The 16,532-nt window shown below is 40.8% G+C and carries 18 protein-coding genes and 4 pseudogenes (1 of these 22 cut by a window edge); 13 read left to right on the forward strand and 9 right to left on the reverse strand.

The genetic code is table 11. The features are described 5' to 3' along the window. The first annotated feature begins 12 nt into the window (after nucleotides 1-12). The gene (locus tag FHG67_RS05445) at nucleotides 13-843 is read left to right on the forward strand and encodes a hypothetical protein (RefSeq protein WP_004499369.1); all 831 of its coding nucleotides are present in this window, start codon (nucleotides 13-15) and stop codon (nucleotides 841-843) included. Nucleotides 844-1,186: 343 nt separating this feature from the next. Here FHG67_RS05445 and FHG67_RS05450 read toward each other — a convergent pair whose 3' ends face one another. Then, nucleotides 1,187-1,990 carry an FcpA-related putative periplasmic flagellar protein gene (locus FHG67_RS05450; RefSeq protein WP_004499373.1) on the reverse strand — a complete coding sequence of 268 codons (804 nt, stop codon included), beginning with the start codon at nucleotides 1,988-1,990 and terminating at the stop codon, nucleotides 1,187-1,189. A 140-nt stretch (nucleotides 1,991-2,130) separates the two neighbouring features. Here FHG67_RS05450 and FHG67_RS05455 point away from each other — a divergent pair, with 140 nt between their 5' ends. Both FHG67_RS05455 and FHG67_RS05460 read left to right on the forward strand, forming a co-directional pair. Next, nucleotides 2,131-2,574, forward strand: a complete 444-nt coding sequence (locus FHG67_RS05455; RefSeq protein WP_002619489.1) for a methylglyoxal synthase — start codon at nucleotides 2,131-2,133, stop codon at nucleotides 2,572-2,574. Nucleotides 2,575-2,675: 101 nt separating this feature from the next. Beyond that, the gene (locus FHG67_RS05460; protein WP_004495655.1) at nucleotides 2,676-3,062 is read left to right on the forward strand and encodes a transposase; all 387 of its coding nucleotides are present in this window, start codon (nucleotides 2,676-2,678) and stop codon (nucleotides 3,060-3,062) included. Nucleotides 3,063-3,708: 646 nt separating this feature from the next. Here the strand turns inward: FHG67_RS05460 and FHG67_RS05465 are convergent. Beyond that, nucleotides 3,709-4,557, reverse strand: a complete 849-nt coding sequence (locus tag FHG67_RS05465; RefSeq protein ID WP_004495617.1) for a sigma-70 RNA polymerase sigma factor region 4 domain-containing protein — start codon at nucleotides 4,555-4,557, stop codon at nucleotides 3,709-3,711. 158 nt (nucleotides 4,558-4,715) lie between these two features. Between FHG67_RS05465 and FHG67_RS05470 the strand changes: the two genes are divergently transcribed. Then, a complete protein-coding gene (locus FHG67_RS05470; protein WP_036076180.1) occupies nucleotides 4,716-5,150 on the forward strand; it encodes a universal stress protein in 435 nt (144 codons plus the stop codon). 2 nt (nucleotides 5,151-5,152) lie between these two features. Here FHG67_RS05470 and FHG67_RS05475 read toward each other — a convergent pair whose 3' ends face one another. Further along, on the reverse strand, nucleotides 5,153-5,716 hold the full coding sequence (locus FHG67_RS05475; RefSeq protein WP_002619466.1) for a SelL-related redox protein: 564 nt from the start codon (nucleotides 5,714-5,716) through the stop codon (nucleotides 5,153-5,155). Between the two features lie 76 nt (nucleotides 5,717-5,792). Here FHG67_RS05475 and FHG67_RS05480 point away from each other — a divergent pair, with 76 nt between their 5' ends. Beyond that, nucleotides 5,793-6,500, forward strand: coding sequence for a TerC family protein (locus FHG67_RS05480; RefSeq protein WP_002619449.1), 708 nt, complete (start codon nucleotides 5,793-5,795; stop codon nucleotides 6,498-6,500). Between the two features lie 22 nt (nucleotides 6,501-6,522). On the opposite strand, the pseudogene FHG67_RS05485 reads toward FHG67_RS05480, so the two are convergent. Continuing rightward, nucleotides 6,523-7,471 (reverse strand): annotated as a pseudogene (locus tag FHG67_RS05485) (acyl-CoA--6-aminopenicillanic acid acyltransferase); the annotation flags it as partial. Here FHG67_RS05485 and FHG67_RS05495 point away from each other — a divergent pair. From FHG67_RS05495 to FHG67_RS05505, 3 genes and pseudogenes are all read left to right on the forward strand, one after another. Further along, nucleotides 7,409-7,594 carry a hypothetical protein gene (locus FHG67_RS05495; RefSeq protein ID WP_004495560.1) on the forward strand — a complete coding sequence of 62 codons (186 nt, stop codon included), beginning with the start codon at nucleotides 7,409-7,411 and terminating at the stop codon, nucleotides 7,592-7,594. The pseudogene FHG67_RS05485 and the gene FHG67_RS05495 overlap by 63 nt on opposite strands. 2 nt (nucleotides 7,595-7,596) lie before the next feature. Then, nucleotides 7,597-7,866 (forward strand): annotated as a pseudogene (locus tag FHG67_RS22810) (transposase); the annotation flags it as partial. Nucleotides 7,867-8,595: 729 nt separating this feature from the next. Beyond that, on the forward strand, nucleotides 8,596-8,925 hold the full coding sequence (locus tag FHG67_RS05505; RefSeq protein WP_004500714.1) for a hypothetical protein: 330 nt from the start codon (nucleotides 8,596-8,598) through the stop codon (nucleotides 8,923-8,925). Between the two features lie 191 nt (nucleotides 8,926-9,116). On the opposite strand, the gene FHG67_RS22235 is transcribed toward FHG67_RS05505, so the two are convergent. From FHG67_RS22235 to FHG67_RS22240, 3 genes and pseudogenes are all read right to left on the reverse strand, one after another. After that, nucleotides 9,117-9,473 (reverse strand): MafI2 family immunity protein, encoded by a 357-nt coding sequence (locus FHG67_RS22235; protein ID WP_232423671.1) that lies wholly within the window; start codon nucleotides 9,471-9,473, stop codon nucleotides 9,117-9,119. Between the two features lie 373 nt (nucleotides 9,474-9,846). Then, a complete protein-coding gene (locus FHG67_RS05515) occupies nucleotides 9,847-10,236 on the reverse strand; it encodes a hypothetical protein (protein ID WP_002619454.1) in 390 nt (129 codons plus the stop codon). 250 nt (nucleotides 10,237-10,486) lie between these two features. Continuing rightward, nucleotides 10,487-10,853 (reverse strand): annotated as a pseudogene (locus FHG67_RS22240) (RHS repeat-associated core domain-containing protein); the annotation flags it as partial. Nucleotides 10,854-11,256: 403 nt separating this feature from the next. On the opposite strand from FHG67_RS22240, the pseudogene FHG67_RS05525 reads away from it, so the two are divergent. Continuing rightward, a pseudogene (locus tag FHG67_RS05525) lies at nucleotides 11,257-11,430 on the forward strand (helix-turn-helix domain-containing protein); the annotation flags it as partial. A gap of 91 nt (nucleotides 11,431-11,521) precedes the next feature. On the opposite strand, the gene FHG67_RS05530 reads toward FHG67_RS05525, so the two are convergent. Then, a complete protein-coding gene (locus FHG67_RS05530; protein ID WP_004495567.1) occupies nucleotides 11,522-11,830 on the reverse strand; it encodes a helix-turn-helix domain-containing protein in 309 nt (102 codons plus the stop codon). Between the two features lie 146 nt (nucleotides 11,831-11,976). Beyond that, nucleotides 11,977-13,011 (reverse strand): MraY family glycosyltransferase, encoded by a 1,035-nt coding sequence (locus tag FHG67_RS05535; RefSeq protein ID WP_036076173.1) that lies wholly within the window; start codon nucleotides 13,009-13,011, stop codon nucleotides 11,977-11,979. A 94-nt stretch (nucleotides 13,012-13,105) separates the two neighbouring features. Between FHG67_RS05535 and dapA the strand changes: the two genes are divergently transcribed. The 4 genes in view from dapA to FHG67_RS05555 are tightly spaced (at most 15 nt apart) and all read left to right on the forward strand, a layout consistent with a single transcriptional unit that may run on beyond the window. After that, on the forward strand, nucleotides 13,106-13,990 hold the full coding sequence (dapA, locus tag FHG67_RS05540) for a 4-hydroxy-tetrahydrodipicolinate synthase (RefSeq protein ID WP_004502229.1): 885 nt from the start codon (nucleotides 13,106-13,108) through the stop codon (nucleotides 13,988-13,990). Nucleotides 13,991-13,992: 2 nt separating this feature from the next. Continuing rightward, a complete protein-coding gene (gene dapB / locus FHG67_RS05545) occupies nucleotides 13,993-14,802 on the forward strand; it encodes a 4-hydroxy-tetrahydrodipicolinate reductase (protein WP_004500769.1) in 810 nt (269 codons plus the stop codon). Between the two features lie 15 nt (nucleotides 14,803-14,817). Continuing rightward, nucleotides 14,818-15,642, forward strand: coding sequence for a diadenylate cyclase CdaA (gene cdaA / locus FHG67_RS05550; RefSeq protein WP_002619510.1), 825 nt, complete (start codon nucleotides 14,818-14,820; stop codon nucleotides 15,640-15,642). After that, nucleotides 15,636-16,532, forward strand: partial view of a CdaR family protein gene (locus FHG67_RS05555; protein WP_085986089.1) — the 5' portion only. The gene runs 156 nt beyond the window's last position; 897 of the gene's 1,053 nt are visible here — the first part of the coding sequence; it begins with the start codon at nucleotides 15,636-15,638; its stop codon lies beyond the right edge, outside the window. Before cdaA ends, FHG67_RS05555 begins: the two co-directional genes overlap by 7 nt.

Genomic DNA, 16,532 nt, shown 5'->3' on the forward strand with positions numbered 1-16,532 from the left:
AGAATGAATATAATGAGTCAGAAAAACGCGATCATTTGGCATCTTACTTCAGGGAAAGAGTTCCCGATTCAAATTTGGAAACATCCTCGCATTAATATCGAATTGAGTAAGGTTCCTCTCGACGGTCTTGGTGCGATTGATTTATTGAAGTCCGATATTCATGTTTTTTTCCTTTCCGTAGGTTTGGGGGAATGGAATGAGATTCGAGAATTTATCAGAAAATTTGAACTTCACCCCTACGCAAGTTTAATCTTGGTTTATTCCGACGACGCTGAAAAGATCAGCGGAACCGTTCCCGAAAACAGTAAGATCGAAGTCCTCGAACATCCGGTTCATCCGAGGAATTTAAGACTTATCTTGGATAGGACAATTCAATCCGAATTTTATAAACTCGCCGCAAACGAAATTGGCAATAGTTGTTTGACGAACATCGGATTTTTTGAAGGGGTTTTCGAACTTGCTCAAAAAGAATACAAAGATGCGACGAAAGCGAATGAAGCCTTACAAGCCATTTTGGAATTCGAATCCAAAGTCAAAAAGAACAACGAGGAAATCAATAAAGCCCTGGAAAGAGTGAACGAACTTAAGAACAAGGAGTTGCTCGCTCTTCACGAACGTCTTAAGGTTTCCGAGATCTTGGATTCCATGAAAACTCAGGAATTGAAAGATGCTCTTGATTTTAAAAAGGCGACCGAGCAAGCGTTGAACTATTCTCATATAGAAGAGATCAAGATGGATAGGATTCTGGAGGCTCAGGATCGTCTTTTTGCGTACACTGAAAAAGAGATCAAAGATTTGGTCGAAGAGAATCGCAATCTGAAAAAACGTCTCGGAATCCAGTAACGGTTTTTGCAAAGACATAGAAGCGCTCACAAAATCGCGCCGAATCCAAAATTGTTGGCTTTTTTCAAGAAAGTCTAATATTCTGAATTTTGAAACAAACTTATTAACGTGAGCAGGGTCGTAAGAAATCCATGATTCATCTTTTTGGTAGGAAGTTGGAATTTGAACTCTGTAAATCTATTCTTAAAATGTGGGAACTACGACAAATCGCGATTTTACGAGCAAATTTTAAAAGCAGGAACTTCTACTTTTAGAAAATTTTTCTCATTTTCTTACGACCCTGCTCACGTTATTACGATTTTCTTTTCATGTGCCGAGTAGTAAGGACAAGGCTTAATTTTTTTTAGTCTTTGAAAAGTTCTTTGGAAAATTCCTGATAATCCGCGGAATTCTTTCCGAATTTAAATTCCGCGTATAAGAGTCCGTGTTTTTTCCGTAGAATATCGTATTTTTCCTGGGCTTGATCGTCCCGATTTTTTTTGGAAAGGCGGTACGCTCTTTCGTAACAATTTGCAAGAAAACCCTGGGCTTCCGAGTCTTCGTAATATTTGTTTCCGATTTGAATATATCTTTCCAAAAGATCCATGGCTTGTAGAAAATTTTTTAAGGCAAGTTGATGTTTGATGTATTCTCTATAGACGTTTGCCTGTAGATCTCGATACGTTTCGGTATCCTTGACCTTCGGATTTTGGATTTTTTCCAAAGAATTCATCGAGGAAACTAAAAGATGAATGGAGTCCGATCTGGATTTGTTTAAGTCTCTTGTGAGGGATCTTTCAAAATTTTCGCGGCGATTTTTTCTTTGCCATTCGTAACGATCCGCTTCGAAGGTTTGTTGGTCGAATTCTTTTCGTTTCGCATTTACAAGATCGTTTGTTTTTTGAAAACGATCCACGGAGTTTAGGAAATTTTCTTTCGCTTTTTCGAAAAGACTTTTGGAATTTTCCTCGCTTGCGTCTCCCAAGATGTCAAGGTCTTCGAATTGAAGAGAATCTTTTCCCCAATTGGATTCTCCGTTGCTTCCGTCCGGAATCAAAATTTCGATCTTCTTTTCGTTTGGCGCTTGTTCGCTTCTGAGTAAAAAGGGAGAATGGAAGAAAAGAATTAAAATCGTAAGAAATCTAAAGTAACACGAAGAATGCTTCATCTGAGATCGGAACAAAGAAAAAACGCGAAAAGAATCGCGGATTGACTTTGAAAAAAATGTTCTATGTCAATTTAGGATTGGTCTGAAATTTGCGTCATCAAAAAATTAGGTCGAAAATAAACAAGAAAGAGTTATAAAAAATGAAAGAAGCTTCGGTACCAGCAACTAAGAGGATCGCACTCGTTGCGCACGATAATCGCAAAGAGGATTTGGTATCCTGGGTCAAAGCCCACAGGGAAATCCTTTCTAAACATCGTCTATTCGGAACGGGGACGACGGGAAAATTGATAAGCGAAGAAACGGGACTTCCGGTTACCAGATTTCTTTCCGGACCGTTGGGAGGGGATCAGCAGATCGGAGCTAAAATTGCGGAAGGGGAGTTGGATATCGTTATCTTCTTTTGGGATCCGCTTACCGCTCAACCTCATGATCCGGACGTAAAGGCCCTACTCAGGATCGCGGTGCTTTATAATGTGCCCATGGCTTGTAATCGTTCCACGGCTGATTATATGATTAGTTCTCCTCAATTCACGATATCCTACGAAAAAGTTCTTCTGAACTTTGAATTGTTGTGTGAAAGTTAAAAACGAAATTTGTTTTCGTCAGGGTTTTAGTGGATAGATTTCAGAGATCAGATATCAGTGTAGCGTCCTAGAAAAAGTTGTCAGTAAGAGAGGTGTGTAAAATGACAAGAATCAAACGTTACAGCGAAGCATTCAAAAGGAAAGTGATCGATGAAATAGAGAATGGCAAATACAACCAGAACCAGGCAATGAAATACTACGGAATTCAAGGTTCAGTGACAATTCGAGGCTGGATAAAAAAGTATGGCAAGAATCATCTGATAGGTAAAATAGTGAGAGTGGAAACCTTGAATGAATTGAACCGTCTCAAAGAGGCAGAGAAAAGGATACGAGAATTAGAAAAGGCGTTATCGCATGTGACGATAGAGAATGTTCTTTACAAGAGTTTAGTGAAGGTTGCGGAGAGAGATTTAAAGATAGATCTAAAAAAAACTATGGTCATCTTGTATCCAAGAAGCCGAAAGAACTTTAGAGAAACTGAATATTAGAATAAATATATCGGATGCTTACCGATATTTCGAAAAGCCCCAGGAGGCGTTTTACCAAAAGTTCATACCTAAAACGAGTAAGTCATTCATTTCAACGGAAGAACTACTTCTTACCATCACCTTACCCACAAGTTGAGAAGAATTTTGGAATCAGAAAGATCAAAGTCACAGATTCTTCAAGTGTTCCGACAAGAATGAGGCTTTTTACTTGAAAAAAGTATGATTTTCTGATAGAGAAAAATTTCCCGAGTCTTTCCGCCTCCACCCCCACCCAAAAATAAGGGTGGGAACTAAGTTTCACGGGGAATTTGTCGGAATTCCGACGGATTTATCTTCGGATCCAAGTACTTGTGGGTAAGGTGATGACTTCTTACCGATCCCTATAGAATAGAATACCATTCATTTGAGAATAAATCCCGCGTTTAGTTCGGCCGGAAAGAAGTTTTTGAAATAAGTTCCAAAAACTTCTTGTTCATGAATTCCTAGTTAACGTGAGTTCGGCGGTTGAAAGTTTGGGCGAATAAAAAAACTAAAGTGCAACGACTTCCCGGAACTCAGGCGCAGAGCTTTCCTAAACTTATGGATCGCGTTAACTCAGCGAAACATATAATCGCTTTCGCATTTTGTTACACCGAACTCACGTTAGTTACGCAGACTTTTTTTTCTCATTCGGAAATGCGACAAACTTCAAATCTTTGCGAGAATTTTTCAAAGAATTCATAGTTTGTAGATATAATCTTTTGATTACGGAATGCTTCCAGCCGAACCAACGAGAAATTTCATCGTACGTATAAATCGTTTCGACTCTCAAAAGTTTTTTCCTAAGTTTTTGTTTTGTCTTGGAAGAAAAACTCGCGGCGTTTTCCCGTTTGGAGAAAAGAATTTGATGAGACACTTCCATCCTTTCCAAAAGGGCCAATTCTTGGCTTCGGGCCGCAAATCTTTTCTCCATTCTTTCCTTTAAAAAATCCTGAACCGAATTTCCGGATACGGAAAGAATACTTTTCAAAAGTAGAATCTCCTTTCTTTCCAAAGACAAATTGTGTTTGAGTTTGAGTATAAGAACGCCTCTTGGGTCAAAAGTTCGTAAAATTTCTTGTAGGAAAATCCTATCTTGAGAGAGCTCCGTTCTATAGTCGGGTTCGTAAACGACCGATCCAGGCAAACTATCCGGTTCCAGAAAGAGCGGTTCCGTTTTTAAAGATTGAATTTCCTTTTTCCACTGATTCAATATGAGATGCTTTAAAAATACGATAGCATACGCGGAAAAATTTTTGAATCCTCGGGTTTCGTAAAGTTCTGAAAAATATTCCATTTTCTGAATGAACTTGAGCAAAACCTCGTTCCGTCCATCCTCGCTTAAAGAACATTTACGAACCGCGATTCTACGAATCCAAAAGTAAACTTGCTCTATCAAAGCTTTCGAATTGCCGGAGTTTTTGTATTCTAAATAAGAATTTATGAATATACGATCCAAATCAGTTTTTTGTTGCATGGCTAAAAAAATCCGTATCAAGCCCTACTTGTCCAAGTTTTTATAGGAATCCCTATTCTCCGGTTGATCAAAATCGAGTCTTATAAGTCTAAAATTCCTAATTTTTTGGTTGGAAAACGGATTTAGGAGAGTTACACTCCTTGCGAAGAGAAAAAAATATGCAAAGATTCATCAAAAAAATCTTAGTCCCCGTAGACGGTTCGGAGAGTTCCAAAAAGGCTCTGGAAGTGGCAATCGCAATCGCAAAAGCGGCAAACGCGAATCTTACGATTTTAGAAGTTATCGAAGAATTCGGTCCTCTTCCCGGTTATTACGAAAAAGCTCCCGAAGGAAAGGATAGAGTGAAATGGATTTCGGAACAAAGATTCGAAAAGATTCATTCTCCTTTGGATGAGTCCCCCGATCTCAAATGGGATCGTCTGGTTCTGGAAGGTTATCCCGCGGACACGATCGTAGAAACAGCTACAAAAGGAAATTATGATATGATTGTAATCGGTTCGAGAGGTCTTTCCGCGGTGGGAAGATTTTTAGTGGGTTCGGTTTCGGATCGAATCGTCCATCACGCGACTTGTTCGGTTACGGTCGTTCGCTAAAGTTAAGCCGGTAAAACACCGGGATTGAATTCCGGTCCCGGTAAAAGTGTGACCCCCGGTAGATTTTTCCAATCGGGATGATCTCCGATATGTCTATATTTATGTTCCCACACGATACGATCCCGAACCACAAGAAACGCTCCGGGCATCTGCAATGTGTTGCTTCCAGGGATTCCGTAAAAATGTCCTTTTAACGCGGCTCTTGCAGTTCCTATCAATACTTCGGGACTCGCAAGTTGAACTATGTTGGCGGTTTTTAGTTCCAAGTCTTGATAGAATTCCGTTTCGGGATCGGAAACGACACAAGCGTCTTTCCAAACTCCTTCAAAGAATCTTTCACAGTCTCCTAAATTTCCCGGAAAAAAAAACAGAATCGGCGGAAAAGAAAGGCAGGTTTCGAAAATTTCCTTCAAATCGGCAATCGCCTCCCGACTGAAGATACATCCCGAATGTCTTAAAAATACCAAAAGACTGAGACGAGGTGGTAAACAAGGTAGAATTGTCTTGTTTCTCAGATGAATTCCGACCGCTTCTCTCATTTCGAAACTTTCCGGAAGAAACTTCATACCTACAAGTATGCCCCCTTAAATTCCTTTGTAAATCGATTGATTTCTTCGTTTTCGAAAAATTAATTGCATCTGCATGGAACTACTCACACTCGATAAAATTGTCGCAATTTTGACCCTTACCCTGATGGAAATCGTTCTAGGAATCGATAATATTGTTTTTCTTTCGATCGTTTCCGGTAAACTTCCCAAAAATAGACAAAACCAAGCAAGAAATCTCGGTCTCACGTTGGCTCTGGGATTTAGAATCGGTTTGTTATTTGCAGTTAGTTGGATCGCATCCCTGACGGCTCCTCTTACCACTATCGCCGATTTTGCAATTTCAGGCAGGGACTTGATCATGTTGGGGGGAGGTTTGTTTTTAATCGCAAAAAGTACGAGTGAAATCCACGGTAAAGTGGAAGGGATCGAAGAGGAAAAGCCCAAAAAGGAAAGAGTTTCTTTCTGGGGAGTAATCCTTCAATTGATTCTTCTCGATATAATTTTTTCCGTGGATTCGATCGTGACCGCGGTCGGTCTCTCCGGCCAGTTTCAAGTGATGGTAGCGGCTGTTATTCTTTCGATGATCGTTATGCTTGTTTTTTCCGGAACGGTCAGCGATTTCATCAACGAACATCCTACGATGAAAGTTTTGGCGCTTTCATTTCTGATCATGATAGGCGCGATGTTATTTGCGGACGGGCTTCACTTTCACATTCCGAAAGGATACGTGTATTTTTCCATGGCCTTTTCACTTGGTGTGGAATTGATCAATATGAGAATTCGCAAGGCAAACGCTAAGTGACAATGACGCCCGCTTTTCGATTTCAGTAAGTCCACTGCAGTCTATAGAAGGGCGCGAATGTTTTTTTGGGTCGATTTTTTCTCAGTTCGGTTAACAAATTCTCATCCCAAAACCTATATTCTTGTAGAGCCGTTTAACGGCTCTTTCACTTAAAAGATCCAATGCCTGAGCGGGATTTGAATTTTTTTCCAACTTTTTCAATTCCAAAAACCATTCTTTTTCCAAAGCGGCAATCCGAGGTCGCACGAGTTTTTTCGCATCTGGATAAATACGCTGGATCTTTCTGTAAAACTTCTCGTGGGTCCACCAAAGGGAAGTATCCGATTTAGAACCGGGTTGTTGAAAACTCTTTTCCAAAAAACTCGTTCTCGAAAATCCCGTCGGCAGAAAAAAAGAAATGGCAGGAATCGAGGTTCCGGTAAACCGAAAACGGTTTTTAGAAAGATTCGGTTTCAACTCGGCGACTAAAGAAGCCGTAGTTCCGTTAGGCGTAATCGGGCCAGTGGCGTGAAGACAAACCGAGCCCATATTTGAGGAAGCAGGATAAAAGTCCTCCGTTTGCAACGGTTCTTCTTCCATTCTGAGTATTTCCTTCGCGGCGTTTGCGTCTAAATTCCCTTTTTTGAATGTTCCCATCGTCCTGGTTTTTTCCCTTCTTATCCTACACTTGCTGAAAAAAGTAAAAAAGAATCCGAGAACGCTTTACGAAAAGAGAATGTTTCTCCCTTTTTCACCCAATCCTTTTTGTAAGCGAATTCGATCGCTTTCGGATGAATCGCGTCGTAATCGTCTTCCAAAGTCAGTCCGTTGGAAATCGAATAAAAACCTTCGATCCTTTTCCAAGCCCAGAACTTTCCCGCGGTTTCCAACACGAACGCATTTCGAAAATCTGCGATCAAAAAACTGTTATGGTAGTAAAAAGAAGAATTCGTATAACCGCCGCAAGCATCCTGTTCGAATTTTTTCCAAAAATCATCGAACCTGTTCCGGTAAAAGACGGCGTGGCGACAAACGTATCACACATGATGCGTGAAATTCCTCATACGGAACGAATTGGCAAGTTATTTTTGCCTACAACTGTCCGTAATTACTGAACTTTACAAAAGCGGTACACTATAATCGTTTTATCGAGCGTATGTTGTAAATATTGCTGATTATAGTTTCCTTTTTAGTAAATTCTCGTATAAGAAATATCTTTCATTGATTCTACGATTCTCATAGTATGTGATAACCGAAGAATTCATTCTCATAAAATGTTTAAAGGTATTGCACAGAGAGTGAAGTCAAATGTAGGTTGGTTTTAAATTGCACTTTATCATTCAATGATCGCGGTGAAATATTATTCTTCGTGTTGATTCCTGAGAATGAGTTTTACATTGAAAGTTTTCAATCGGATTCTGTTTCCCAATTCTATTGCCCATCTATTTTGTTTAAACTGAAAATTTTAACCCCACGCATGTGGGGAAGAAGAGGTAATAAGTGAAAGAAAAAATAAACAAAAGGTTTGGATTTTATCTTTTGAATATTTTTCTTGTACATGTAGATGATCCTTGGGTGATGAAGTCATTTGCTTTTTTGGGTTTATAAAAAAAGCGGCGATTGTAGCGAAAACAATCTGATAGTTTAAGAACTTAGTTACTCCGCTTAACTAAGTTCAAAATTGACCGATTGGCGGAATGGTAGACGCACAAGTATACAGGCACTTGCAACAGCATTTGAATGTAAGATTAACTTGAATTCAGTAATGAATTCCTTCTATGTTACATACAAGTATGAGATAAACTCTCAATTCCAGGTTCGAGTCCAGGATTGGTCAAGCAATCATAGAAATAATTATGATGAGCGAAAATGATGAAACATATATGGGATGTAGCCAAATTGGTAAAGGTGACAAATGGAATATTTGTTAAACACAAAAAATGATTTAATAACAATTTGACTCATGATTCATTTAAACTGAGTCTTTCTTAAAATCATATTAAGCATAACGGTGGTTCGAATCTATCCTTCGACACCTTACTTATTTAAATAAAAGGTCCATTCTATGAAAAAGGAATTAACAAAACATTAAATTAGCCTTGGAGGGTTGGATTTGATGCAAATTTTTTTACTTCGTAGTTTATTAAGAGAAATAAACTACAAAAAAACTTGGGGATTTAAACACAATTATCTTAGTTACTTTCAACGAATTTCTATTGCCAATGAACTAAGACAATCTTTTGATATTGATTGGGAATTAGACGATGGGACTTGGGTAAAAGTAAAACCAAGACCAAATAGGTCTTTTAAACATATTCCTAATGCATGTAATGATAAATGTTATTCTCGTCAAAAAATGAAAAGTTGGAAAGAATTGAGAAAAACACAATATCATTTAAAAGCGAAAAATATAAATACGAAAGAGGACGAATTTGGCTTCGATTAATAAGTCAATTACCTTTAGTGAAGTCAAGGTTTGTAGATTAGCTCTTTGAAAACAATCTACGAAAATATTCTGCGGGTTCAACCCCACGCATGTGGGGAAAAGCAAATGCGTCAATGTTGACGCATTTAATAGATCGGTTCAACCCCACGCATGTGGGGAAAAAAGGTGGGGAGCAAGACAGGCAATGCAGGTCAGGATTCTTTTCGCAGGTAAACGATGCGTCCTGGCGTATCCCCATCTATTAATGGACCAGCGTTCACGGTAACGACCACATCGACATCAATCCTCGAAAATTGGAGCGCCTCGAATTCGAATCCGATATCCTCAATTTCTTCTCGGTCCTCTGGCTGATCCTCCGCGAGAACAAAGTGCAGAACGACGGATGCTTCGTTGTTACACACGAGCGACACCGCCCGAACATTCCATGAAATGTTACCGAGCATCGCCTGGACGATGTTCAGAACCTGCTGATTCTCGCTCTGGTTCACTGGGCCACGGTTCAACCCCACGCATGTGGGGAAAAGCTTTTTCCGCGTTTTTGAACTCAAAGGGGTATCGGTTCAACCCCATGCATATGGAGAAAAGGAAAAGTTAAGTCTTAACTTATACCATTCATTTGTTTAGGTCGCCGGTTCAACCCCACGCATGTAGGGAAAAGGGATGATACATAAAAACGACCATATATAAGATGAACTATCAGAAGATGGGAATTTTATTTGTTGTGAATTGTTTCTTGGTTTGTGAAAAAATACGATCTTATACGAAAACAATATGTTCGAAAATTAGAAAAATCTAATAAATAAAAGAAAAATTTCAAGATTTTAGTTCGACTTTCTACGAAGCGGAAGTTAAACTTCCGCCGAGTTCTTCAAACAAAGTCTTGATTTTAAAACAAACTCTGAATCAGACGGATTTTCTTTTCTATCTGTTAATCGATCGATCCGTAACCCAACCGATCGTAGAGGAGATAAAAATCATAGTTAGATAACGAAGACCGATTTGAATAAAATAGTCTCCTGCGTTCATCTTAGACATCGGAAGTAAAATTAAAAAATCCAATCCCCAGTTGATTGCTAGCCAGATAAATCCTGTGCTTAGAAGAATCGAAAATTTCTTACCAGAGATTTTCAATGCGAGAGAGGCCAATAAAATACAACCCGTGAAATTTCCTACTAGAAGCATCGCCGTTTTGAACAAAAATAGATCGGTCTGTAACTTTCCGTCCCTCGAATAAAACGGAATCGCGACGATAAATGGAATCAACCAAACCAAAAAGCCGTAGCTAAAGATTCGTATTAGATGCTGTTTCATAAAAAACTCCGATGATAAAGTATGTGCTTATCTCAAAATTTTGATGCGATCCGCAAGAAAACGACGAACCAAAGTTTTGGGACAAACTACTGCTAAAATTTTAAGGCAGTCTACGAACCGGTGATAGGGTTTGCAATCTCTTATTCGATGGATTTTCGATTTAGGCTTTGAAGTTCGGGCGATTGAGAGTTTTTCCGATCGCTATGCTTTCGGTAAGAAAACAAAGGCCCTGGAACCACACTTTTACCTTACTCGTAAATCTCGCAATCCCAGGATCGTAATACCTCCGCATTGTAAAAATAAAACCCAGACTCCCGATCGAGTTCTTGCGAATTGTATTTCGGAGCAAAGTTCAAATCTTCACGTTGGACAAAAGTCTCGCCATACGGCAAATATTGCGTCTTGGAAAGAGTCTTCCCTTCGCCGTCTGACACATGTTTTAGTGGATAGATGTTAGATGTCAGGATTTTAGGAGTCAGTGGATAGGGCGGATTTCGGAGAAGGACTTCTTTGTTATTTAAGTTTTCTGTATATTCAATATCTTTGCTCTGATTTCGTTTATCCGAAAACGGGCTCTTCGCTTCAATCTGCAAAGCAACATGTTTTAGTGGATAGATGTTAGATGTCAGGATTTTAGGAGTCAGCGGATAGGGCGGATTTCGGAGAAGGACTTCTTTGTTATTTAAGTTTTCTGTATATTCGATATCTTTGCTCTGATTTCGTTTATCCGAAAACGGGCTCTTCGCTTCAATCTGCAAAGCAACATGTTTTAGTGGATAGATGTTAGATGTCAGGATTTTAGGAGTCAGTGGATAGGGCGGATTTCGGAGAAGGACTTCTTTGTTATTTAAGTTTTATGTATATTCAATATATCTGCTATGATTTCGTTTATCCGAAATTGGGGTCTTCGCTTCAATCTGTAAAGCAACATGTTTTAGTGGATAGATGTCAGATGTCAGGATTTTACTGATCCCTACAAAAAAGAGTACCAAAATATAACAATAATATACAATTGTCATAATGCAAAGATTGGAGAGGAAAAAATTAAAGCGCTTGGAAAAGCGTAGGTTGAAGGAAATCGATCTACTGAAGAAAGGCTACACGTGCTACGGAGTATCAAAAAAGCTTGAAGTAAATAAACAATCGGTAATGCGTTGGCGAGATAGATATGAATCGGAAGGAATCGAAGGAGTAAATAGGTATTTATTTTTATAGGGATCAGTAACATCCGCGATTGGGGGCAGAATTAAAAGTGGATAACAAACAAAGGGAACGATAGCAAGATTTAGGACTTAGAAAGCTTTTTTTTACGTTTCCCGCTAGCCGCTTTGAGAGTTTTGGATCTTTTCTCAGAACCTTCCGGCTTTTCGTCAAAATGAAAGAAAAATTCAAAGGATTTGCCAAGGATTTTATAGATTCTCCAGAATTCGATAACGTCAAGACGCCTTTCACCGGATTCAATTTTGGAAATATAAGATTGAGGTTGGCCCAAACGCATAGCAACCTCAAACTGAGTAAGGTCGGCGTCTTTTCTGGCAGCGATTAGATTTTTGCAAAAAATTTTCGCTTCGCGTGAATGGATGGATTTGAACAAAACGGAGAAATTCTACATTCTGAAATAGAATATACCAAAATAGGATATTTTCATGAAAACATGTTGGTAAATGCGAGATTTTAGGAATCAGATGTTAGGGATCAGTGGATAGGACTTTACATACATTACAGTTTGGACGAACCGTATCAAGGATGCCTGGAAGAAAAACCGAACCTACGAAACAGAAAAAAATACAACCCAGCATAACTCACTAAGCAAAACCAAAATACGATACTACCCGGAAAACCAGCGTTACGATGAATAGCAAACAGAAACATTGCCGGAAGGTTAGCGACCGTAAAAAGAAATGCAACTAAGCCTTTGTTAGCCGAATTAACGGCGACTAGTTGGTAGAGATGTCTGCGATGAGCTTTGAGAATATTCTCACCATCTTTGAGTCGAAGAAGGATGGTAATGACACCGTCCACGAAAAAAACGGGCAATAAAAAAAATGAGGATGTGATTTCGAACTGCCCCCAGTTTTTTTCCTGAATGAATAAAAGAGGAAGAACCGCAATGGAATAACCGAGAGGAAGCGAACCCGCATCTCCTAAAAAAAGTTTCGCTTTGGGTAAATTAAAACCTAAAAAACCGAAGACGCCCGCGCAGATCCAAAAAAAAACCGAAGGAAGTTGGGATTGAAATAAAAATGGGAACGCAAAGACGGAAAGAAGAAAATGAGAGGAAAGGTACGAATCAAGACCGTCCATAAAATTACAAACGTTAACGACGAACAAAACGTAGACGATCAAAAGAAGCGTGGAAAGTCCCGGAACATATCCGGTGTCGAAACCCAAAAACGAAAATCGAACCGGTTCCAGAAGAAAAAAAATGAACAGGAAAAAAAATTCCAAGACGAGACGGAAACCCGAACCGAGAGAAAACAGATCGTCCGCCAGGCCGATCGAAAAAAAGAACAACAGACCCGTAAAAAAAAGAAGAATTTTCCGATCCGGAATTTCAAATCCACCGAACCAGAACACGGCCAAACAAAAAACCGGAAGAAAGATCCAAATTCCTCCCGATTTTTTCGTCGTGCCGACGTGCATGCTTCTTTCATTCGAAATATCCGAGATGCCGAATCGTTCGGAATGGAGATAGATCCAGGAGAAAAAGGATGTGACCAAAAAAACGAGAACACACAGAAGTCCGGGATTCCACAAAAAAGAAAACAGTTTCACTAACGATCCAGCCTGGAAGGAAGAAGCTTCGCTGCAATCAGAAATCGAAACGATTTTGATTGCCAAATCAAGCTAAAGGAAAGAACCTAACCTTATGTTTCAGGGCGTTTATACGGCGATCATCACACCATTCAAAAATGATAAAATCGACTACGAGAGCTATAACAAACTATTGGAAAAACAAATCAAGGCGGGAGTGAACGGAATTGTGCCTTGTGGAACAACGGGAGAATCGCCGACCCTTTCCCATACAGAACACGCGGAATTGATCCGGGAAACCGTCAAAGCCGTACAGGGAAAAATCCAAGTCGTAGCCGGAACCGGTTCCAATTCCACCCGAGAGGCAATTGAACTAACCGAAGCCGCTTGTAAGGACGGCGTGGACGGAATTCTTTCCGTAAATCCTTATTATAACAAACCTACTCAGGAAGGACTCTTCCAACATTTTAAGGCGATTGCGGAACATTCATCCGTGCCCGTAATGCTCTACAATATACCCGGCAGAACCTCCGTAAATCTACAACCGGAAACCGTACTACGTTTGAGTGAAGTAAAACAGATACGATCGATGAAGGAAGCTACGGGAGATCTGGGACAGATGGGAAAACTGATTTCTCTGGTGGGAAATAAAATGACCGTACTTTCCGGAGACGATAACCTCACTCTACCGTTGCTTGCGATCGGAGGAGTAGGTGTAGTTTCCGTCGTATCGAATCTCTTTCCGAAAGCAATCGTAGAGATGGTAAAGAACTTTCAGGATGGAAAGATTCCCGAAGCCAGAAAGATACATTACGATTTTATAGAAGTTTTCGCACTATCGTTTATGGAAACCAACCCGATACCGATCAAGGCGGCAATGGCATGGTTCGGTCACTGCGGACCGGAGATCCGGCTGCCTTTGACCGGACTTTCCCAAAATGAAACAAGCGTAAAATACAAAAAGGCGCTCGAAACACTGAAAGAAAAAGGGTACGAGTGAAAATGTCCGATTCAAAGGTTCAAATTGCGCTGATCGGAGGTTCCGGGAGAATGGGACGCGCCATCATCACGGTGCTTTCTTCCTCCGCCAAATCCACACTTTCTTCTTCCGTGGTAAGCGGAAGTTCCGTATTTTTGGGAATGGACTCGGGACTTCATTCCGGAATCAAACAGAACGGGGTGCATTTTTCCTCCGATATAGAAGCGGCGGTAAGAGGGGCGGATTGCGTCATTGATTTCAGTACGCATCAAAATTTGGATGCGACGTTACGAGCGTGTCTCCAAAATCGAAAGCCGGTAGTGATCGGAACCACGGGATTGACCGAACTCCAAAAAGACGCACTCAAAGTGGCCTCGAAAGAAATCGGGATCGTATATTCTCCGAACATGTCCATCGGAGTCAATTTACTATTCAAGTTAACCGAAATTGCGGCCAAGGTGATGGGAGAAAACTCGGACATAGAAATCCAAGACATCCATCACCGACATAAAAAGGACGCGCCGTCCGGAACCGCGGAAAAGCTGAAGAGCATCCTTCTCGAAACGTTAGGCAGAACATCCAAGAACGTGATCCACGGAAGACACGGGATACTAAAAGAAAGGGACCCCAAGGAAATCGGAATCCATACACTCCGCGCCGGAGAAGTGATCGGAGAACACACGGTTTATTTCTTTACACCCGAAGAAAGGATCGAAATCACACACAAGGCCCAGGATCGGAAAGCCTTTGCGGTGGGATCGATTCACGCGGCGGAGTTTTTAGTGGGACGCAAACCCGGATTGTACGATATGTTTGCGGTTTTAGGATTGTAAGACGGGGATTACGGATTGTTTTTCTTTAAGAATATATCTCTTTTCCCGCTCGGAAAAAATCCGTTCGTCATCGTGATCGACATATTGATCGTGGGATTTTTCATCTATCAGTTTTATACGACCATCCGAAGAACCAGAGGAATTCAACTTTTACTCGGGGTCGCGGTCATATGGTTCTTGGGAATTTTTGCGAGTTATTTCGAACTGGAACTATTGGATTGGATCATAGAAAGTATCCGTCCCGCCTTGGTATTTGCGATCATCGTATTACTACAACCCGAACTCAGAAAAATCACCGCGGACCTTTCCAAGATGAAGATTTTTCAGCCCTTTCTACTCAAACAGATGACCGATTTGGAAGAAATCACCGAAGCGGTCAAGATCATGGCAAAGAATAAAACCGGATCACTCATAGCGATCGTGCGGGAAAACAGTCTGAAAGAAATCATCGACCAAGCCGTACAACTGGATGCGATCATCTCCTCCAATCTTCTACTCACCATCTTTAAGAAAAATTCCGCGCTTCACGACGGAGCGGTCATCATCGAACAAAACCGAATCGCGTGCGCAGGCGCGTTTCTCCCCATGACTCAGAATCTGGACGACGCGAGAATGGGAGCCAGACACCGTGCCGCACTCGGAATATCGGAGGAATCGGATTCCATCGTAATCGTAACATCCGAGGAGACCGGGGAAATTTCGGTGTGTTACGACGGAGAAATGACTCATCCCGTCAAACCGATCGAGCTCAAAAATTTGGTGAATACGATACTGCAAAAGCGGGAAAGCGGTTCGGAGAAACACAATTTCCCTTCCGAAGAAAGGGCGGATCGTTGGTGATGATCTTCAACAACTGGCAGGCGAAACTGGGGTCTCTTATACTGGCGGTCGTATTTTATGTGAATTTACAGAATTCTAAAATACTCGTAAAGGAGATACAGATTCCGATCGAATATCCGAAGTTAGGCGGAACTCTGGTAGTCTCTAAAACCTCGGATAAGACCGTTCCCGTAAAGGTGGAGGGAGTACGCGAGTATGTGAATTATTATTCTCAGTTTTTAAAGGTGCATATCAACACTTCCGAACTTAAGGCCGGAGAAAATTTGGTTTCGGCTTACAGGATTTCGGGCGCGCCGACAGGACTGCGAATCACAAGACTCCGCGACAAGATCAAGGTAAATCTGGAATCGACTTCGATAAAAATACTACCGATTGACGTGAAGTTTACCGGAGATCTGCCGCAAAACTACGTAAAAGCGAATCATTTCATATCCCCTTCCGTAATCCGCGTAAGCGGTCCTCCCGGAATGTTGGAAGGTTTGGGAAAAATAACGATTCCACCGATATCTCTCAAAGACAAAACGGAGTCGTTTACGATCAAACACAAACTTCCGGATTTCCCCGCCGCGGTCAAAGTGCGGGACAATATCAAAGAAGTAACGGTTCGAGTGAACATCTTTGCAAGCGTGTCTAACGCGGGAGAAACTTTGCTACTCGGAATACCGATCAAATGCCAGACCCTGGATAAGAATCTGGAAGCGGAATTTTCCGAACCCGAGGTTTCGGTAAAACTACAATCTAAAACACCGCTTAAGAGCATTCAAGTCATCAAAGGACTTACTGCGAGTGTGGTCTGTTCTCACAAATACGATCCTAGGACCAAAAAAATTTTTCCGGATAACAAACCCATATTCGCCAAGATCAAACTGAGCAAATCCCCATCCCTGAAA

This window comes from Leptospira weilii, assembly GCF_006874765.1.
GTDB classification, from domain to species: domain Bacteria; phylum Spirochaetota; class Leptospiria; order Leptospirales; family Leptospiraceae; genus Leptospira; species Leptospira weilii.

Coding starts and splice junctions, on each gene's coding strand:
- FHG67_RS05465 (WP_004495617.1), bottom strand. CDS start 4,557: ATGCAACAAAAAACTGATTTGGATCGTATATTCATAAATTCTTATTTA.
- FHG67_RS05480 (WP_002619449.1), top strand. CDS start 5,793: ATGGAACTACTCACACTCGATAAAATTGTCGCAATTTTGACCCTTACC.
- FHG67_RS05515 (WP_002619454.1), bottom strand. CDS start 10,236: ATGAAACAGCATCTAATACGAATCTTTAGCTACGGCTTTTTGGTTTGG.
- FHG67_RS05460 (WP_004495655.1), top strand. CDS start 2,676: ATGACAAGAATCAAACGTTACAGCGAAGCATTCAAAAGGAAAGTGATC.
- FHG67_RS05445 (WP_004499369.1), top strand. CDS start 13: ATGAGTCAGAAAAACGCGATCATTTGGCATCTTACTTCAGGGAAAGAG.
- FHG67_RS05455 (WP_002619489.1), top strand. CDS start 2,131: ATGAAAGAAGCTTCGGTACCAGCAACTAAGAGGATCGCACTCGTTGCG.
- dapA (WP_004502229.1), top strand. CDS start 13,106: ATGTTTCAGGGCGTTTATACGGCGATCATCACACCATTCAAAAATGAT.
- FHG67_RS05450 (WP_004499373.1), bottom strand. CDS start 1,990: ATGAAGCATTCTTCGTGTTACTTTAGATTTCTTACGATTTTAATTCTT.
- FHG67_RS05495 (WP_004495560.1), top strand. CDS start 7,409: ATGGTAGTAAAAAGAAGAATTCGTATAACCGCCGCAAGCATCCTGTTC.
- dapB (WP_004500769.1), top strand. CDS start 13,993: ATGTCCGATTCAAAGGTTCAAATTGCGCTGATCGGAGGTTCCGGGAGA.
- FHG67_RS05475 (WP_002619466.1), bottom strand. CDS start 5,716: ATGAAGTTTCTTCCGGAAAGTTTCGAAATGAGAGAAGCGGTCGGAATT.
- FHG67_RS05505 (WP_004500714.1), top strand. CDS start 8,596: ATGCAAATTTTTTTACTTCGTAGTTTATTAAGAGAAATAAACTACAAA.
- FHG67_RS05470 (WP_036076180.1), top strand. CDS start 4,716: ATGCAAAGATTCATCAAAAAAATCTTAGTCCCCGTAGACGGTTCGGAG.